Source organism: Pseudoalteromonas sp. H103 (assembly GCF_001469205.1).
Taxonomy (GTDB): Bacteria; Pseudomonadota; Gammaproteobacteria; order Enterobacterales; family Alteromonadaceae; genus Pseudoalteromonas; species Pseudoalteromonas carrageenovora.
Genome location: NZ_LOFG01000001.1, coordinates 672,579 through 692,338, shown reverse-complemented (window position 1 = coordinate 692,338; position 19,760 = coordinate 672,579). Strand labels below are relative to the sequence as shown.

The window sequence follows — 19,760 nt, the reverse complement described above, 5'->3', positions numbered from 1 at the left end:
AAATCACTCAAGGTATGGAATATTTTTTTTCTGGGTTTAAATTAATTAGCCAAAAAGGGCTTAAGCGCTTTGTGCTTATTCCGCTTTTAATTAATATTTTACTTTTTGGTAGCTCCTTATTCTTTTTATTTGGCTGGCTAAGTGATGGTTTTAGTTACATTAATAGTATGCTTCCCGAGTGGTTAAGTTGGTTAGAGTGGCTAATGTGGCCTATTGCAGTGCTGGTGGTGCTGTTTAGCTACAGTATGATATTTACAGTAATTACTAATTTTATTGCCGCGCCTTTTAATGGGTTGCTCAGTGAAAAAGTAGAGCTCTATTTAACCGGTCAAAAAATTAATGACGATGGTTTTAAAGAAATAGTAAAAGATGTCCCTAGAATGCTGGGACGTGAATGGACCAAACTTTGTTATTACCTGCCACGCGCAATTGGCTTTTTTATCTTACTGTGGATATTGCCTGTAATTGGCCAAGTATTATGGGTGCTTTTTACCTGTTGGATGTATGCCGTGCAATATAAAGATTTTGCTTTTGATAACCATAAAATCGGCTTTAAGCAAATGAAAGACGATTTAAAATCGAAGCAAGGTTTATCTTACGGATTTGGTTTTGCAGTTATGTTGCTAACCGCGATCCCGTTTATAAACCTAATCGTTATGCCTGTGGCTGTATGCGGTGCAACACGTTTATGGGTTGATAATTATCGGCCAAAGTACCGCGCTAATTAAAGACATATTGCCTTTAAAAGGTTTAACAGCCAAAAATAAAAAAGCACCTAAGGTGCTTTTTTTAATCTATTTTTAAAGCGATAAACTCAAGCGTTGCTCGCCTTGGCAACGCAACACTTTGCTTATCTACTTCTTCAAAGCTTTTAATCAAAATATTAAAGTGCTGATTGTTAAAATTTACGGATGTAACTTCACCAATTTTTATGCTGTGATTTTGCTGCTGATCAAACAGCGTTAGTGTTTTACCTTTTACACGCTCTACATATAAATAAGGTGTTTGGTATGGCATTTTTAAACGAATAACATTGGTTTTACTTAACTCATGTACCGCCACCCAATTTTGATTCTGTATTAACGTATTATAACTACTCATGCCTTCAGGCTGATAAGCAACATCTTGGGTTATAACACATGTTTTACAGCCATCAACTGATTCAACACGCCAGTCCACGGCTGTATTTTTATAATACAAATTATCATTTTTTAGTAACCACTCACGTGTATTATTAGTATCGCTACACGCGATAAGTAAGCTTAAAAAACTACTACAAATAATAAGCCTAATGCCTAGACCTTGCTTCATACTATTGCTCTCTAATTGCTTTTAATTCAGCAATAATTGCACTACTTGGTTGCGCTTCTTTTATATATTTGGGCAAGGTTTCAATATTTGCAGGTGAACTTTGTATATTATTCACCTTACTATTATTAGTATTTGGTACGCCAAACCGATTACCTGCACTTTGCATATAAAACTGTAGATTGATCATGCTCCACTCATCTACATCACTTAGTATTGATATAGTATTGTCTTGGTTAGTATCAAAGCTTGTTAAGCTTTCGGTGTTAATTGCGTTACAGTTAAAATCAACAGGGAGTGAGCCGTCTCGATTTAAACCCTGTACTTCAAGTATTGTACTCTCATCTAAATTTGCTGAGCTACCACTTGAGTAATCAATAATAAAGTCATCTGTAGAGCCTAAATGACTATTGGTATTTGGTGTAATATCGCAACTAGCATTACCTGGATAAAAACGCTCATAATAACGATCGCCTTCGTTATTACCTATTGTTGATAAGCCTGCTAATTGATATAAATAGTTCATAGAGCTTAGGTGATTAGGCTTAAAATTAACTTCTTCATTACCGCCATGATATAAGCCTAAGTTATGCCCTAACTCATGAAATATTGTTGATGCCTGATAATTATGAGTTACATTGGTTGCTACTTGCGTATCAAGCGTTAAACCCCAACCACCCATAGTGACCATTAAATCATTACCGCTTATTTCAGCAATACCCGACCCACTAATACTGCCGTCTTCATTCCCACTACTGGCCATTAATAAGTAATGGAAAATAGGTCTTCGGGTTATATCGGTGTATTCCATTTTATAAACAAACAAACTCGGGCTGCTTAAGTCATATTCAAATGGCGTGTAATCATTAAAGGGCACCGTATTTCCGCCACCTAAATCAAAGTTTTGCGGTGCCGTGTTTGTGTTTTGATCAAATAAATCGCCCACGTCAAAGTGAACTGTATAGCCTTTTTCTGCAAATACAGCGACTACTTTTTCAAGTGCAGTTCGATGCGGAGTGATGCCTACATCACTGCTATCCATATAATCGACTTCAATAAATATATCTTTTTGTGAGGTGCGCGCTCCCCACTCATAAAGCGGTAAGCCTGCAAATGTTGTACCCTCCTGCTCAGCACAATCAGGAATGCCATCCTCATCATCGTCTACGGTACAGCTGATATTGTTTGGCCCAGCGGGTGTATTAAACACAGAATAACTCCAATCAGTACTTTGATTAGTGTCTGTAGCATTAAGTTCGCGCTTTAAGCTGCCCCCTTGTTCAGAAAGGATCTGCTCTGAATTGCCTCCTTGCCATTGCGATGACGTTACAGGCTCTTGTGATGAGTTTCCAAATTTTACAAAGTCGATTGTTTGCGTACCCGTGCTATTTAAAATTTCTGCAAAGCCGTTTATGTACCAATAAGGTCTAACTTCATCATTTGCATTACCTATAAGCGCTATTTTAGGATTATTCAGTGATGCATTTGCTAAAAATTCATCTCCAAACTTACTTTGTAAAATAAGATATTCACCATTTTCAAGCTCTTTGTTAGGCAATGGAAATATCGTCTCTGCGCTAGTCGAGCTATCAACCATATTAATACTACGAGTTTTAAGCGCATAACTCTGCAAGTTTACCGCAGCTCCCGTGCCGTTATAAATTTCAATCCAAGGCAGGTCGTTACTAAATTGCACAGAAGAGATTTCCGTTATTTTTATATCTTGGCTTGAAGTAGTAAAAGAAGTAACTGTTTGCGTTTCAGTGGCCGTGTCATCAAAATTAACTAAATCAGACGTTACACGCACACTGTATTGAGTATTTTCGCTAAACGTGGCCGTTAAATTTACACTATGAAAATACATGCTAGTATCGCTCGTCGTGCCCGATAAACTCTCTACATTAAGTGCCAAACATGTTGAAAAGCTATCGGCCGATATTTGCACACTTCCAGCACATGCCCCCTCGCTTGTATTTGTTACTAACGAACTAGTTAGCATAATGTCTGAAAACGAAATACTAACAGGGGAATCAACTAACACCGGCTCACTACTATTTAGGGGCGTAACACTACTTATTGTTGCAGGCGTAGAGTCAACGATAGTAATGTTTAGGAGGAAATTTATTGTATCTTCACCATCAGAGGCACTCAAAGTGTAGCTTTGTGAAGAAATACTATTACTAGATGGTGTGTAATTAAATATAAGCGATTGTGAATCGACAACACTAATTTGTGCGCCATTTAAATCATCTGGAAAGGTAACTTGTACAGTATCGTTATCGGCATCGTTTATAACCAAACCAAACTGTGTAGTTTGGTTGTACTGTACATTAATACTCACATCTTGCGCTGTGGGCGGATTATTGGGTGCAAGTATAACAACTGTTTTTTGAGTACTATTTGTGGCGTTGTCGTTATCTGTCGCTATAGCTACAAATGTAATATTGGTGTCTTGTGCGACTGTAGGGGCATTAAAACTAATACTTGTACTTGTTTGTGTTATATCAACAACAGGTCCATTAGTTTGCTGCCAAGTAATACTATTTATTGTGCCGTCACTATCTTGCGCCTCTGCGGTAAGTGTTACTAGTTCATTTTGCTCCGCCTGCTCTGGAGCCGTTATACTTATTGTGGGTGCAGTGTTTAATTGTGTTATCAAAACAGTTGTACTTGCTTGAGCACTACTTGCAGAATTATCAGTAACGGTAACGCTAAACCCAAGTGTTATATTTTCAGCTGCATTAGGAGCCGTAAAACTCAATACTCCATCCGTTTGTGAAAATTCAACACTGTCACCTGCTGATTGAACCCACATAATAGAACTAATTGTGCCATCGGTATCTTGGGCGTTAGCAACTAAATCAACTTGTGTATTTGCAAGTACGCTACTTGGCCCTGTTATATTAACTGTTGGTGGATTATTTTGATTGGTAATGGTTCCGGAAAATACTTGGTCAGTAGAGGCACCAGCATTATCGGTCACGGTTACAGAAAAGCTAAAGCTAGTATCTTGTGAAACACTTGGAGCAGTTGCCGTTAGCGTGTTGCCATTAGCAGTAAATGTAAATTCAGGACCGCTTAGCTGTTGCCATTGGTAACTTGATATTTGACCATCACTATCACTAGCTTGCGCTGTAATAGTAAATGATTGGTTAGCAACAATAACATTGCTGCTAATACTGAGTGTAACAACTGGAGCGGCATTGCCGGATGAATCACTAGAGTCGCTACTCCCTCCTCCGCCACAACCTGTTATTAAAAGTGATAAAAAAAGTAAACCGAGATATTTTATTAGATTGTTTTTTACCACTTGTGAGCCTCTACTTGTTAACTATACAAATTTTGTGGCACCTTAGTAACGTTTAAATGAACGGTTATTTCCTCACGATCGTGGTACAAGTGCTTAGCTTGTAACTCATAGCTTATACCATATTTAGCAAGCTGCTGTTTAATCATCGTCAGGCATTCATAAACACTATCAAAGCGTTTTTTCATAGGCAGCTTCAAGTTAAATATCAGCTCTTTTGCGTATGCATTTACTGCCCAGTCAATCATTAGGTTAGTCACTTTGGTCGGTTTTTCCACCATATCGCATACTAACCAGTCAATATTTCTTTTTTCTGGGCGGTATTTAAAGCCATCGGCTCTAAAATGTTTCACTTGTCCGGTTTCCATTAAATCTTCGTTCATTGGGCCGTTATCAATTGCGCTTACAAACATACCTCGGCGAACTAACTGATAAGTCCACCCGCCAGGGCACGCTCCTAAGTCAACCCCGCGCATTCCAGCTGCTACACGTGTTTCTCGTTGTTGCTCTGGGATAAATACATTAAAGGCTTCATCAAGCTTAAGTGTTGAGCGACTTGGCCCATCACTTGGCATACGCAGGCGTAATATGCCCATAAAATAGGCTGAGTTATTGAAGCTATATGAATAGCCTACGTAAGCTGTGTTATTCGTTAAAAATAGTGCGTGCATTACAGGACGGTTAGCTTTTGGCTCACGTAAAACAATATTTTTCTTTTCGAGGGCTTTTTTAAGTGGTGTTGATATTTTTTTACAAAACGTTAAAAGCTCTTTGCCTTCATTTGTATCGGGGGTTTCTACGCGTAGCTCTGAGCATAATGTAAAATCTTTAGCAGCTTCAACCACTGCACTTACCCTATCTTCTACAGGCATATTTTCAACTAATTTACCGGCAAACCACTGGCGGGCAAATACCATATTTTTAAAATCGACTTTTTTGATTATTTCGTCGCTATGGTGTGCTTCAAAGCACTCATAAACAACATAGCCGGTATTTGGTTTGGCTTTTACATAACCTGCAAAACCTTGCTCGGCAGCATGAAACGTTATTTCAGCAGCAGCATCACTTTCAAAACCACTACGACAGTAAATTACAACACAAGACATATTAACCCTTAAACTCTTTAAAACTTAAATCGTGCAACTTGCACTAAAATAACAATCCAACCAATAATAAAACATAATCCGCCAAGCGGTGTTATTGGCCCTAGCCACTTCATTCCACTAAGCGCAAGTAAATATAAGCTGCCACTAAAAAGGAGTGTGCCAGCTATAAAAAAGCCACCAGCCCAACTTAAATTTATACCCCATTTAATTAAAATGGCCAGCGCAATAAGCGCAAGGCCATGAACCATTTGATACTCAGCAGCCGTTTTAAATACACCTAAAGAATATTCAGATAAACGACTTTTTAAACCATGCGCGGCAAACGCCCCTAACATAACCGACAGCATACAAAAGAGACTTCCGGTCATTAAAAATAGTTTGATCATTTCTGCTCCACTATGTGTTTTATAAATTCAATAGCACTAAATGCCGCTGCTTTGAGGTTCTCTTGTTCAGTTACTCCACTTTTTTTACGTGGTTTTAATGAATGATCCCCGTCGGTCAGCCACACAAAACTCGGCTGTTTGGGCATAGCGAGGGTTTTAAGCTCTTCACGCGTACCGAATGTATCTCGCTCGCCTTGCAATACTAAAAATGGGCAATGAATATCGCCAAAGTGTTCTGTGCGAAGCTTCTCTGGTTTGCCTGGCGGGTGAAATGGGTAACCAAACGCAATAACGCCTTTAACAAGCTGCTTAGTCGTACATGCAAGCATTGAAGCCATCCGCCCTCCCATTGATTTACCACCTATAAACAGGGGTAAATTTGGCTGCGTTTGCGTTAAAGTTTGCTCATAATAAGTCAGTAACTTAGGGGCACGTTCAGGCGGTCTACGTTTGTTGGTTTGTTTTGCAATTTGCATATATTCAAAATCAAATAAGCCTACATCTACGCCTTGCTCGCTTATCGTTTTTGCCATGTATTGCATAAAATCAGAATCACTACCAGCGCCGGCACCATGTGCAAATATAAACTGCGCGATAGCAGGCTGTGTTGTACTTTCAAACCACTCAATCATTATTAATACTCTTGTTCTTGCTCTACTAAGCTTAACATCCACTCTTTAAACGACACTATTTTACCTAGCTCTGTTTGCGACTCTCTAAGCACTAAATAATAAGCGTTTTTACTTTCAAGGCTGTGGCTAAACGGAATAACTAAGCGCCCTGCGTCTATATCGGGCTTAGCTAACACACTGTTACCAATAGCAACACCTTGGCCATGTACCGCAGCTTGTAACACCATAGATGAGTGGCTAAATATAGGCCCTTGGTTAACTTGTATGTTTCGCACTCCGGCGGTTTTCATCCATGTTTTCCAATTTTTACGCGTGGTGTCGTGCAACAAGGTGTGATGTGCTAAATCACTGGGTTGATCAAGTGGTTTAGGCCCACTTAATAACATTGGGCTACACAATGGCACTAGATACTCTGTATGGAGCTTATACGCCTGTACGCCACTCCAGTGACCTCGTCCATAGTAAATAGCTATATCTACGTCATCTGTTAAAGAGTTTTCATCTTGATCTTGCGCTTTTATTCGCACATCAATTTCAGGATATAGCTCATTAAACAAGCTCAAACGAGGTACAAGCCACTGAATCGCAAAGCTAGGGGTTAAGCTCACCGTTAAAGAACCTTTTGCACCACGTGCTAAGAGTTTTTCGGTGGCATCAATAAGCTGAGTAAAAATTTCTTTAATATCTAAAAAATAGCCTTGGCCTTCTTCAGTTAATAATAAAGAGCGGTTTTTACGTAGAAACAGCTTTAAGCCTAAATGCTCTTCAAGTGTTTTTATTTGATGACTGACTGCCGCCTGCGTAACGTAGAGCTCTTCTGCGGCTTTAGTAAAACTCAAATGCCGTGCAGCCGCTTCAAAGGCTTTTAATGCGTTTAATGGAGGAACCCGTCTTGACATAGTAACCAAGCTTAGAATTAGTTTTTCTTATGCGTGAGATTATATACACCATCTATGTGTGTGTATATTAATGGCATAAAAAAAGCGACCTGAGTCGCTTTTAAATCTACCTCTTTAAAGGTAATTAATTATAAATCACTGGCACTTGTATCAAGCGGTGCAAAGCTTTTAATTAAATCGTCTACCGCTTTCATTTGCGATAGGTAACCTTCTAATTTACTAAGTGCAAGCGCACATGGGCCATCACACTTAGCTTCATTAGGGTTTGGATGCGCCTCAATAAATAAGCCAGCAATTCCAAGCGCCATACCGCTGCGAGCAAGTTCAGCAGCTTGAGCACGACGACCATCAGCCGAATCTGCACGGCCACCTGGGCGTTGTAATGCATGCGTTGCATCAAAAATAACAGGCGCCATTGCTTTCATGTCATCCATGCCTAGCATATCAACGACTAAGTTATTATAACCAAAGCTTGAACCACGCTCACACAAAGCAACATTGTTGTTACCCGCTTCATTAAATTTAGTAATGATATGACGCATTTCGTGTGGTGCTAAAAACTGTGGTTTTTTCACATTAATAATCGCACCTGTTTTAGCCATTGCTACCACTAAGTCGGTTTGACGTGCTAAAAAAGCAGGTAATTGAATTACATCAACCACTTCAGCAACAGGCGCAGCTTGATGCGGCTCGTGTACATCAGTGATTAATGGGATATTAAAGGTATTTTTAATCTCTTCAAATATTTTTAAGCCCTCTTCCATACCTGGACCACGGTAAGAATTAATTGAAGAGCGGTTTGCTTTATCAAACGACGCTTTAAATACATAAGGGATATTTAGCTTTGTGGTTACTTCAACATAGTGCTCCGCAACACGCATTGCTAAATCACGAGACTCTAAAACGTTAATACCACCAAACAGTACAAATGGTTTGTCATTTGCCAGTTCAATTTCATTAATATTAATAACTTGGTTGTTCATTTAAATTCCTTAAGGTGCAACTGCTTGCATCATTAATCCACAAATATAAGCCATATAAGTACCCACACCATAGCCAAGTACCGCAAGCAATACACCAACCGGTGCAAGCGACGGATGAAACGCAGATGCAACGACAGGCGCAGATGCAGCACCGCCCACATTAGCTTGTGAACCCACTGCCATATAAAATAAAGGTGCTTTAATTAACTTTGCCACAATAAGCATTAAGCTTGCATGGGTTAGCATCCATATACCACCAATTAAAAATAACCCTGGGTTACTAAATATAGCGGTTACGTTCATGTGTAAACCAATTGAGGCAACTAAAATATATAAAAAACTTGAAGCCACTTTTGATGCACCAAAGGCTTCAATTTGTCTTACTTTAGTAAATGACAAACTAATACCAATCGTGGTTGAAATAACAATTAACCAAAAGAACTTACTGTTTAAACTGTACTCTTTAGCCCAGGCATAGTTATTAGCAAAAAACGGCCCTAAAAAGTCGGCGCAAAAATGAGCCAAACCAGTAATACCAAATGCAATTGCAATAATGGCCATGTAGTCATTAAGAGTTGGCATACGTGCATGCTCTGCATGGTACTTTTCAACGCGGTTTTTTAGATCTTCAATCGCCGTGGTATCTGCACCTGTAGCAGCATCAATTTTTTTATGATTAGCCGCCATTAATAATAAAACAGCCATCCAAATATTTGCCACAATTACATCTACAGTTACCATAACTGAAAATATATCGCCGCCCACTTCAAACATCTCTTTCATTGAGGCTTGATTTGCGCCACCGCCAATCCAGCTGCCAGCAACAGTTGTCATACCGCGCCAAACGGCTTCAGGACCGTGACCGCCCACTAAATCAGGATTAAATACACTCACTACTAAAATAGATAGCGGCCCACCAATTACAATACCCAGTGTGCCCACTAAAAACATAATAAGTGCTTTAGGGCCTAGATTTAAAATTGCTTTTAAATCAATACTAATAGTGAGCAATATTAAACACGCTGGTAATAAATAGCGTGATGCAACGTAATAAACGTTTGAGCTATGGCCATCTACAATACCAAAGGTATTTAATAACGAAGGCAGAAAGTAACACAGCAATAATGCCGGTACGTATTTGTAAAATGCTTTTAGTTTTGGGTTTTCACTACTTGAGGTTTTAAATATAAACCCCAAAATTATAGCAAGTAAACCAAGTACAACAGCATCATTAGTAATTAATGCAGTGTGGGTGTCAGCCATAGTTATTCCTATTCTTAATGGTGTGTTTTATTATTATCTTCTAGTTCTTCTATTTGATGCTGAATAATCTCAATTGCAGGATCATCTGGGCACTCATCAACAAAAAACTGTAAATCGTCACGTGCCATTTTAGGGCAATCAAGCTGATTGAGTAAGTAACCTCTGTCGCGTCTCTCATACGGGTCATCGCCTAATAGCTCCATTAGCATTTCTACACAGGTTAAAGCGTGACCAAATTTATTTTCACTTATGAAAGACCACTTTTGCTGGGCTAAAAACAGCTTGTACAATTCATCATCAAAAATTAGCTCTAAAGGTTCTTGTTCTTGACCCTCTTCTTCATCAGCATTTTCAGGGATAATGTACCAGCTTTGCTGTCCACTGCTTGGCTCAATTATGTACCCTTCTTCATCACTTATAGCAACATGCACGCCTACATCACCTTGGGTAATGCTTAAATTTGCGTCAAGATTTGCTTGTTGTAAAAAATGACAAAGTAGAATAGCTAATGTGGTTGGCGTACCACTACGCATTGAGAGCGTGTAACTTAAAGTATTTAGTTTGTACTCTGGTACTTTTAAGCTTGAAGCGCTAAATAGCCAATCGCTGTAAAACACATCTAATAATTTTTCGAGACGATCGTGCTCATCACTTACTTTTAAGCACAGCGCTGTAATTTGCTGCTCAAAGTCAGTGAGAGTTTCATAACATGGTGTTAAATCTATTTGAGGGTCCCATTTTGACTCAGCTTTAATACAGCGGTAAATCGCTGGAGGAGTAAACTCATCGTAAGCATCATCAAGATAGGATTCATCGTGTTCATCAAACCCGAGGGTAGTCATTCATACTGCAACATTTTAGAAAACGAAGGCGTAGTTTACCTAATTTTAAAGTCAGATACCAATAGTGTCATGTCTTGAATTTATAAGGGAGGGAGTAAAAATTGGGCTTCACCAATCAGTAAAGCCCAAGCAATTAAATATAACTTAAAACAATAAAGCCGACTTAGACGTTGCCAAATAACCAATCGCTAAAATAACAGCAGTGTTTACTAAAACATAAATGATTTTAGCAACCATATTAGTTTGCCTTGCACTTTTAACCCCAATTGCAATGTATATAACAACTAATACTATTTTTTCTAACAGCCAAAGCTGTTCAAATGGATTAATTTTAGCCATAAAAACAAGAGTTAAAGCAGATACTAATAACAGTGTATCTATACTATGGCTGCCAATCATCACCACTTTATTTTTTGCTAATTTACCGCTACCCATGCGCGAAAAAGCGCGAACATAAAATAAAATCACACTCAATAACGCAATAGCCATGTGCGAGTGTTTTACTGCTATATAATCCATATGCCTCTAATCTTCTGTTTTAATAAAACTAGTCAGGATAACGGCTAAGTACCGTCTCTAACTCATTTAGCTTCTCATTAAACACTTCAACCAATTTTGGCTCAAAGTGTGTGCCTTTTTGGCCGTTAATTTCATCAACAACATTTTGCAATGTCCAAGGCTCTTTATAACATCGTTTATGGCGCAGTGCATCGTATACATCGGCAAGCGCAACAATTCGGCCAAAAACATTTATTTCATCACCTTTTAGCCCTTGCGGATAGCCAGAGCCATCCCACTTTTCGTGGTGCTCTTTTGCTATAATGGCTCCGGCACTAACAATTTCATGTGGAGAATCTTTTAAAATAACATACCCTTTATCAGTATGGGTTTTCATTATTTCCCATTCTTGAGCGTCTAATTTTGCAGGCTTATTTAATACCGCATCCGGAATGCCCACTTTACCTACATCATGCAGCGGCGATGCGAGCCTAACTAAATCGGCATCGTGTTTAGATAACCCGTAACCCTGGGCTAATATATGGCAAATATGTGCAACTCGTTTAACATGATTACCTGTTTCTGTTGAACGCTGTTCAACAGCTTCACTAAGCCTATACACAAGCTCTTGCTGGGTTGCTTCTATTTCAGATTGCAGCTGAACATTTTCAAACGCAAGTTGCACGTTTTGAGAAAAAATTTCAATTAAATGTCGCTGTGTAGGTGTTAAATCTTTTGGAATACCTGATATAAACAACATGGAGTTGTGATTGTACTCACTGCTGCAATACGCAAATAAGTAATTGTCTTTATAAATAATGCTCTTTTCATTAAGCGCTTGTTGGCAGGCACTTAATTGTTCTGTTTGTAAAACATCTTCAAGCTCTTTACCTTCACTTTGCTCAAAATCACCAGTACCAGAGCATACAATGAGCTTTTTATTATTTTCTTGTTCAGGATTTTGGGCAACTAAAGTCGTTGCATACATAGCTTGATCGGCAATACCTAATAAAGACGTTAATTGCTGCATGACTCCTTCAATAAAGTTTTCTATTGAATGAGCTGAGAATATATCGCGAGAAGCGGTGATTATCTTTTCCAGCCCTTCGCGAGATTGCTCAATCGAAATAATGTCGCGGTATGAACGCAGGCTCGACATGATTACAGTAAATAGCTTTTGAGCAGTAAGCTCAGTTTTTGATTTGTAATCGTTAATATCGTAATTAATAATTACTTGGCGTTCAGGGGCTTGGCCTGGCTGGCCGGTTCTTAAAATAATTCGTATATGGTTATTTTTAGCCTCTTCGCGAATAAACTTAGCAACTTGTAAACCAGCGTCGTCAGTTTCCATTACTACATCAAGCAGTACAATAGCTGCATCTGGATGCTCTTTAACAAGCTCTTTTGCTTCAGCACCCGAATAAGCGCTAATAAACTCTAAACGTTTGTCTTGAAACTCAAAGTCACTCAATGCAAGTTTAGTAACAGCATGAACTTCAGGCTCATCATCAACGATTAATACTTTCCAGGTACCGTGTTCAATCTCATTGACCGACTCTTCTGGTTCATCTGAAAATAAAAAATCACCCATCATAATAGGAATTCCTTCATGGCATTATTTAACGCACTAGTAGGCAATTATTATTCTTTAGGGCCACTGTGCAAGCGTTACACGGTCATTGTTACCAAAGTCTTTAACTGTTTTAATATTTATAAACGCCATCTCTTTAAACAAATGACGAACAGCTTCAGCTTGCTCAAAACCGTGTTCTATTAAAAGATAGCCACTAGATAGCAAATAGTCACGTGATTGTGTAATTATTTGTTTAATATCAGACATTCCAGCGTCATCGGCCACTAATGCAGATAGAGGCTCAAACCTAACATCACCTTGATTAAGGTGTATATCATCTTGCTCAATATAAGGAGGGTTAGTGACAATTAAATTAAATCTCTCGCCTTGCAAAGCACTAAACCAATTACTTTGCTTAACGTCTACATTATTAATACCTAGACGCTGCTGATTTTTATTAGCAAGTGCTACCGCTTCAGTTACTTTATCCACCGCTACTATTTGCCAATTAGGCATCTCGCAGCCTAATGCAAGCGCTATTGCACCTGTTCCCGTGCCTAAATCAAGTACTTTTGCAGTATCGAGCATAGCCAAGTTTAATGCGCATTCAACCAAGGTTTCAGTATCAGGGCGAGGAATTAGCGTTGTTGCATTTACTTCAAGCGACAAGCTCCAAAACTCACGCAGCCCTGTAATGTGGGCCACTGGCTCACCTTTTAAACGCCTTTGAAGAAATACATTAAATTGCGACTGCTGCTCATTACTAAGCACATGCTCTGGCCAAGTAAAAAGGTAGCTACGAGGTTTTTGAAGTATATGAATAAGTAAAACTTGTGCGTCTAATTTGGCGCTTTCGCTGCTAGATGCTAATAAATCAGCACCTGCAGCAATTGCTTGTTCAAGAGTGAGGCTCACTATTAATCGTCGCCCATTGCAGCCAATAAGTCAGCCTGATGCTCTTGCATTAACGGATCTACAATTGCACCTAAATCACCCGCTACTACTTCATTTAAGCGATACAGCGTTAAATTAATACGGTGATCGGTAATACGACCTTGCGGGTAATTGTAAGTACGGATACGCTCAGAACGATCACCGCTACCTACTAAGTTACGGCGCTCAGAAGCCTCTGCAGCATGGCGCTTTTCATCCTCAGCTTGTTGCAAGCGCGCTGCAAGTACTGACATCGCCTTCGCGCGGTTTTTATGTTGCGAACGCTCATCCTGACACTCAACCACAACGCCTGTTGGTAAATGCGTAATACGGATTGCTGAGTCAGTTTTATTTACGTGCTGACCACCAGCGCCCGACGCTCTAAATGTGTCTACTTTTATATCGGCGGTATTAATTTCTATCGCTTCCGCTTCTGGTACTTCAGCCATTACTGCTACAGTACATGCAGAAGTATGCACGCGCCCTTGCGATTCGGTTTCTGGTACACGTTGAACACGGTGTACACCTGATTCAAACTTAAGCTTACCGTAAACGCCTTCACCACTAATATTCGCGATTACTTCTTTATAACCGCCGTGTTCACCTTCGTTAGTAGTAACCACTTCAAGTTTCCATTTTTGCGTTTCAGCAAAACGGCTGTACATTCTAAATAAGTCACCCGCGAATATAGCCGCTTCATCACCACCTGTACCTGCGCGCACTTCTAAAAATACATTGTTATTATCTTTAGGATCTTTAGGTAACATTAATACTTGAAGTTCATCTTCTAGTGTTAAAATTTGCGCTTTAGCTTCTTTATATTCTTCTTGCGCCATTTCACGCATATCAGGGTCTGAATCTTTAAGCATTTCTTCAGCACTGGCTAAATCATCTTGTGTACCCTTGAACGATAAAAACGTCTTAACGATCTCTTCAAGCTCCGAATACTCTTTAGAAAGCGCACGGAAACGGTTTTGATCACTAATGACCGACGGGTCGCTTAGCAGCGCTTGTACTTCTTCATAACGCTCTACTAAGGTTTCTAACTTATTATAAACAGACTCTTTCATTTAACGGTTATTCCTGATCAATACCTAACATTTTTTTCAACTGGTTTAGCTGTGCCACTTCACCTTTTTTCGCTGCATCTTGAATAGCACGGGTAGGCGCGTGCATTAAGCGATTGGTTAATTTATTGGCGAGCTCTAATATAATTTTTTCTGCATCTTTACCTGTATTTAGCTGACTAACAGCACGTTCTACAAGTTCTGATTTAATTGTTTGTACATCATTTCTATAATGGCGAATTAAATCGACCGAATCGAGCGAGCGCATCCACATTGCAAACTCTTTGGTGCGTTCGCTAATAATTATTTGTGCTTGCTGTGCAGCTTGCTCCCGAGCGGCCATATTCTCGCTTACAATGGCTTGTAAGTCATCAACAGAATATAAATAGGCAGCATCAAGCTCCCCTACTTGGCTTTCAATATCACGTGGTACTGCAATATCTATAAATAGCATAGGTTTATGGCGGCGCTGCTTTAATGCCTGCTCAACAACACCTTTACCTATAATTGGTAACGTACTGGCTGTCGAACTGATTACAATATCAGCGTTGTGCAAACGCTCAGGTAATTGCGCTAAAGCAATTACATCTGCCGACACTTCGTCGGCTAAACCACGAGCACGCTCAATGGTTCTGTTTGCCACCGTAATATTTTGTGGCTCATTTTGGTATAAATGCTTTGCAACTAATTCTATTGTTTCGCCAGCACCAATTAATAAAACATTGGTTTTATCAAGCTTTCCGTAAATGTGCTTTGCTAAATTAACCGCAGCAAACGCCACCGATACCGCACTTGCGCCTATATCGGTTTCTGTTCTAACTTGTTTAGCAACCGAAAACGTTTTTTGGAACAACCTATCAAATGTAACGCCTATAGCATCATGCGTTTTAGCACTAAAAAAAGATTGCTTAATTTGCCCCAAAATTTGCGGCTCGCCCAACACTAAAGAATCAAGCCCACACGCAACACGCATTAAATGATTTATAGCTGCGCTATCTTCGTGACAGTAAATATTTTTACTCAGTTCATGTTCATCCAAACCATGGAAACTGGCAAGCCACGATAACAGTGTTTGGGAATTTTGCTGAGCAAGGCTACAATAGATTTCGGTTCGGTTACAGGTAGACACAATAACCGCTTCATTAAAGTCGGCATGGCCACTTAATTGTTGCAACGCCTCTGAAATTTGCTCAGGCGAAAAAGCCACTTTTTCACGTAGTTCTACGGATGCGGTTTTGTGATTTATACCTAGTGCTATTATGGTCATATTTGCCAAATATTGCTGAGCCCTACTTTAAAGGCGGCAATTTTACCAAAAATCAGCGGAATATGGAAAGTAAGGAACAACATTTGATTCGACAATATTTGATTTTATTCATGTTTTTTTTGTTTTTGGGGGGCTGTGCTCATCAAATTGATACAAAAACAACACTTTATGATGATTGGAAACCACGTCTTAGTGCGCAAAAAACTTGGCAGGTGGAAGGGAAACTTGCTTTTATAAGTCCAGAAGAACGCCAATCTGCAAACTTAAATTGGCAGCAAACAGCAAAAACCAATAATTTAATTTTAACTACATTTATTGGTACTCGCATTTTATCACTCAAGCAAACAGTAAATGGGGCTGAGCTTGAATTTGATGGCGATGAGTATTTTGATACTAATGCCTCAGCACTTTTAAAACGCCTAACAGGCTTTACCCTACCAGTAGAAAACGCCGATAATTGGCTAAAAGGCACCATAGAGGATCAAAGTTTAGTGGTTGATGAGCTAGGTCGTGCTAAACAAGTGTTGTGGTTTGATAAAACAGGTAAAAAGTGGCAAATAGATTATGGTACTTATATACAAAGTAATGGTTATTGGTTACCAACAAAGCTTACTTTGAAGCATCAACAAATAAAAATTAAAATTCAACTCTACGATTGGCAATTTAATTAATACCAATCCGCATAATTAAGTGATCTATTTTGAGGGCGGATAAACGTGTTGATAGCAAGGCAAAAAATTCGCTATTTAGTTGTTCTAAATGAGAATTTTTTAACGCAGATAGCGACACGTTTAGCCCCTGAAAATGATTAAGTATTATTGCGGATTGGTAAAACCAAAACTGGGTTAAAATATTAACTAACTTAGTTGAATCGTAAAACATTTAAACTTATTTTTCTCTAGTCAGATATTTTCAGTGCACGCATAAAAAATTTACGCGTGAAGGCAGCTCTACTTAAGTTGGCCTTAACGCAGTTAGTACTGTGGGTAGCGACGCGAGATAGATTCATCATCTAAATTTCAGGTTATTTTAAGCATGAATAGCACAACTTCTTTTTCTGTTATTGCTCCTGCAAAGCTCAACTTATTTTTACATATAAATGCACGCCGTGATGATGGCTATCACGAACTAGAAACCTTATTCACCTTTTTAAATTTTGGTGACACCCTACATTTTGAATTAACCAATGATGCAAGTATTTCTATAACAGGTGATACTAAAGACATACCCTTGAGTGATAATCTCATCTATAAAGCGGCACTTTTATTACAAACCTATAGTAAAACACCCTACGGCGTAAAAATAAATTTAACTAAACGTTTGCCAATGGGAGGCGGTGTTGGAGGTGGTTCTTCAGATGCTGCCACAACATTATTAGCATTAAATAAAATGTGGGGGCTTGATTTAAATTTAACAATTTTAGGTAAATTAGGCTTACAATTAGGGGCCGATGTACCTGTATTCATTCAAGGTCAAAGCGCCATAGCACACGGTATTGGTGAACAATTGCACCATGTAACCCTTGAGAAAAAATGGTACTGTGTAGTTCACCCAAATCAGCATGTAAGTACAGCCAAAATTTTTACTCATCCCGATTTAAAACGCGACACACCAAAAATAATTGGCAACTGGGAACAGCACAGTTTAACTAATGATTGTGAGCCTTTAGTTAAAAAGCTCTGCCCCGAGGTTGAAAAAACCCTTCAGTGGTTGCTAAAATACGCCCCGTCGAAGATGACCGGAACAGGTTCATGTTGTTTTGTAGAATTTGCAAGTCAAGTTCAAGCACAAGATGTACTTGATAATCTCCCCCATACTTGGCAGGGTTTTGTTGCTTCTAGCGCAAATGTCTCACCTGCTCATACGGAGCTTACCGCCATATTCGATCAATGAAGTAACGTACAAGTAATCATAAGTTAACCCCTAGTGGTTTTTATCATTATTGGTTAGTCCAAAAATTCAGTGCCTGAGGAACCCTACCGTGCCTGACATGAAGCTCTTCGCTGGTAACGCAACACCTGAGTTAGCTCAAAAAGTTGCAAAACGATTATATATTGAATTAGGCGATGCTGTTGTTGGCCGTTTTAGCGACGGTGAGATCAGTGTTCAAATAAATGAAAATGTTCGTGGCTCGGATGTTTTTATATTGCAATCAACCTGTGCCCCTACAAACGATAACCTTATGGAACTTATCGTTATGGTTGATGCTCTACGTCGTGCATCTGCAGGTCGTATTACTGCCGTCATTCCTTATTTTGGTTATGCACGTCAAGATCGTCGTGTACGCTCTGCTCGTGTTCCAATTACCGCTAAAGTTGTTGCCGATTTCTTATCAAGCGTAGGCGTTGACCGTGTTCTTACGGTTGATTTACACGCAGAACAAATCCAAGGCTTCTTTGATGTACCAGTAGATAACGTATTTGGTAGCCCTGTATTACTTGAAGATATGGAAGAACGTGATTTTGAAGACGTTGTTGTAGTATCTCCAGATATCGGTGGTGTTGTACGTGCGCGTGCAATTGCAAAACTACTACACGACACTGATTTAGCTATTATCGATAAACGTCGCCCACAAGCTAACGTTTCTCAAGTAATGCATATTATTGGTGACGTAGAAGGTCGTGATTGTATTATCGTAGATGATATGATTGATACCGGTGGTACGTTATGTAAAGCCGCTGAAGCACTTAAAGAACATGGCGCAAAACGCGTATTCGCATACGCAACGCACCCTATTCTTTCAGGTAAAGCAGCAGAGAACTTACGTGACTCAATGATTGACGAGGTTATTGTAACTGACTCTATCCCGCTATCTGACGAGCTTAAAGCCCTTGATAAAATTAAGGTACTTACGCTTGCTGACATGTTAGCAGAAACTATTCGTCGTATTAGCAACGAAGAATCTATCTCAGCGATGTTTGAACACTAAGATTAAGCATTTTTGAGTATAAAAGCGCCTTTTGGCGCTTTTTTTGTAAGCGATGTTTATTTTGTTGGGGTGCGGTGGTATGATAGCGCGCCTTTTGGCTAGGGACCTTGGTCGCAAAGGCCCTAAACTTTTAAATAATTGGAGACATCATGTCTAACACAACTTATACATATGACGCTGAACTTCGCGTAGAAACTGGTACTGGTGCGAGCCGCCGCCTACGTCGCGAAGACAAAGTTCCTGCAATCCTTTACGGAGCTGACAAAGAAGCTTTATCTCTTACTTTTGCTCATAAAGATATGATCAAAGCACAAGAAGATGAAGGTTTCTACACTCATATTCTTACACTTAACGTAGGCGGCGAGAAAGTTGAAGCTATCTTAAAAGATATTCAACGTCACCCATTCAAGCCTAAGCTTACTCACCTTGATTTCCAACGTGTAGACGCAACTCATAAACTTACAACTAAAGTTCCTCTTCACTTCATCGGTGAAGAAATCGTAACTAAAGCTGGCGCAACTGTAGTTCACCAGTTAACTGAAGTTGAAGTTTCTTGTCTTCCAAAAGCACTTCCAGAATTCATCGAAGTAAACGTTTCTGAGCTAGTTGTTGGTGATTCAATTCACATCTCTGACCTTGCTTTTCCAAAAGGCGTTAGCTCAGTTGAACTAGGTAAAGGCGAAGGCCACGATCAGTCAATCTTGACTATCAAAGCTAATAAGTCTGCACCAGTTGAAGACGACGCTGCAGACGCTGCTGAATAATAT

Annotated in this window: 19 protein-coding genes; 5 read left to right on the top strand and 14 right to left on the bottom strand. The window is 39.4% G+C overall.

The window, feature by feature from the left end:
• Window positions 1–14 precede the first annotated feature (14 nt).
• Window positions 15–728: a sulfate transporter CysZ gene (gene cysZ / locus ATS74_RS03170; protein WP_173827070.1), complete on the top strand. Its 714-nt coding sequence runs from the start codon at window positions 15–17 to the stop codon at window positions 726–728.
• Between the two features lie 61 nt (window positions 729–789).
• Here the strand turns inward: cysZ and ATS74_RS03165 are convergent, their stop codons facing one another.
• The 14 genes from ATS74_RS03165 to hemA form a co-directional block, all read right to left on the bottom strand.
• Window positions 790–1,311: a hypothetical protein gene (locus tag ATS74_RS03165; protein ID WP_058547471.1), complete on the bottom strand. Its 522-nt coding sequence runs from the start codon at window positions 1,309–1,311 to the stop codon at window positions 790–792.
• 1 nt (window position 1,312) lies between these two features.
• Entirely contained in the window at window positions 1,313–4,618 is a 3,306-nt protein-coding gene (locus tag ATS74_RS03160) for a PKD domain-containing protein (RefSeq protein WP_058547470.1), read from the bottom strand.
• Window positions 4,619–4,635: 17 nt separating this feature from the next.
• Window positions 4,636–5,721, bottom strand: a complete 1,086-nt coding sequence (gene rlmM / locus ATS74_RS03155) for a 23S rRNA (cytidine(2498)-2'-O)-methyltransferase RlmM (protein ID WP_058547469.1) — start codon at window positions 5,719–5,721, stop codon at window positions 4,636–4,638.
• 17 nt (window positions 5,722–5,738) lie between these two features.
• Window positions 5,739–6,107: a DUF423 domain-containing protein gene (locus ATS74_RS03150; protein ID WP_058547468.1), complete on the bottom strand. Its 369-nt coding sequence runs from the start codon at window positions 6,105–6,107 to the stop codon at window positions 5,739–5,741.
• Complete coding sequence (locus ATS74_RS03145) at window positions 6,104–6,739, bottom strand: alpha/beta family hydrolase (RefSeq protein ID WP_058547467.1); 636 nt, start codon at window positions 6,737–6,739, stop codon at window positions 6,104–6,106. The genes ATS74_RS03150 and ATS74_RS03145 overlap by 4 nt, the downstream gene beginning before the upstream one ends.
• 2 nt (window positions 6,740–6,741) lie before the next feature.
• Complete coding sequence (locus ATS74_RS03140; protein WP_058547466.1) at window positions 6,742–7,638, bottom strand: transcriptional regulator GcvA; 897 nt, start codon at window positions 7,636–7,638, stop codon at window positions 6,742–6,744.
• Window positions 7,639–7,766: 128 nt separating this feature from the next.
• Complete coding sequence (gene kdsA / locus ATS74_RS03135; protein WP_058547465.1) at window positions 7,767–8,621, bottom strand: 3-deoxy-8-phosphooctulonate synthase; 855 nt, start codon at window positions 8,619–8,621, stop codon at window positions 7,767–7,769.
• 9 nt (window positions 8,622–8,630) lie between these two features.
• Entirely contained in the window at window positions 8,631–9,884 is a 1,254-nt protein-coding gene (locus ATS74_RS03130; RefSeq protein ID WP_058547464.1) for a DUF819 family protein, read from the bottom strand.
• Between the two features lie 14 nt (window positions 9,885–9,898).
• Complete coding sequence (locus tag ATS74_RS03125) at window positions 9,899–10,726, bottom strand: tetratricopeptide repeat protein (protein ID WP_058547463.1); 828 nt, start codon at window positions 10,724–10,726, stop codon at window positions 9,899–9,901.
• 144 nt (window positions 10,727–10,870) lie between these two features.
• The gene (locus tag ATS74_RS03120; RefSeq protein ID WP_058547462.1) at window positions 10,871–11,245 is read right to left on the bottom strand and encodes a SirB2 family protein; all 375 of its coding nucleotides are present in this window, start codon (window positions 11,243–11,245) and stop codon (window positions 10,871–10,873) included.
• Between the two features lie 28 nt (window positions 11,246–11,273).
• Window positions 11,274–12,818 carry a response regulator gene (locus ATS74_RS03115; RefSeq protein WP_201023014.1) on the bottom strand — a complete coding sequence of 515 codons (1,545 nt, stop codon included), beginning with the start codon at window positions 12,816–12,818 and terminating at the stop codon, window positions 11,274–11,276.
• 54 nt (window positions 12,819–12,872) lie between these two features.
• Entirely contained in the window at window positions 12,873–13,712 is an 840-nt protein-coding gene (gene prmC, locus ATS74_RS03110; protein WP_058547461.1) for a peptide chain release factor N(5)-glutamine methyltransferase, read from the bottom strand.
• 2 nt (window positions 13,713–13,714) lie between these two features.
• Window positions 13,715–14,800, bottom strand: a complete 1,086-nt coding sequence (gene prfA / locus ATS74_RS03105; RefSeq protein WP_058547460.1) for a peptide chain release factor 1 — start codon at window positions 14,798–14,800, stop codon at window positions 13,715–13,717.
• Window positions 14,801–14,807: 7 nt separating this feature from the next.
• Complete coding sequence (gene hemA, locus ATS74_RS03100; protein WP_201023013.1) at window positions 14,808–16,064, bottom strand: glutamyl-tRNA reductase; 1,257 nt, start codon at window positions 16,062–16,064, stop codon at window positions 14,808–14,810.
• Window positions 16,065–16,147: 83 nt separating this feature from the next.
• Here hemA and lolB point away from each other — a divergent pair, with 83 nt between their 5' ends.
• The 4 genes from lolB to ATS74_RS03075 all read left to right on the top strand — a co-directional run bounded on the left by lolB (window position 16,148) and on the right by ATS74_RS03075 (window position 19,757).
• Complete coding sequence (lolB, locus tag ATS74_RS03095; protein WP_058547458.1) at window positions 16,148–16,735, top strand: lipoprotein insertase outer membrane protein LolB; 588 nt, start codon at window positions 16,148–16,150, stop codon at window positions 16,733–16,735.
• A gap of 364 nt (window positions 16,736–17,099) precedes the next feature.
• On the top strand, window positions 17,100–17,957 hold the full coding sequence (gene ispE / locus ATS74_RS03085) for a 4-(cytidine 5'-diphospho)-2-C-methyl-D-erythritol kinase (protein ID WP_058547456.1): 858 nt from the start codon (window positions 17,100–17,102) through the stop codon (window positions 17,955–17,957).
• Window positions 17,958–18,045: 88 nt separating this feature from the next.
• Entirely contained in the window at window positions 18,046–18,993 is a 948-nt protein-coding gene (locus ATS74_RS03080; RefSeq protein ID WP_058547455.1) for a ribose-phosphate pyrophosphokinase, read from the top strand.
• Between the two features lie 149 nt (window positions 18,994–19,142).
• Window positions 19,143–19,757, top strand: a complete 615-nt coding sequence (locus ATS74_RS03075) for a 50S ribosomal protein L25/general stress protein Ctc (protein ID WP_058547454.1) — start codon at window positions 19,143–19,145, stop codon at window positions 19,755–19,757.
• Window positions 19,758–19,760 lie beyond the last annotated feature (3 nt).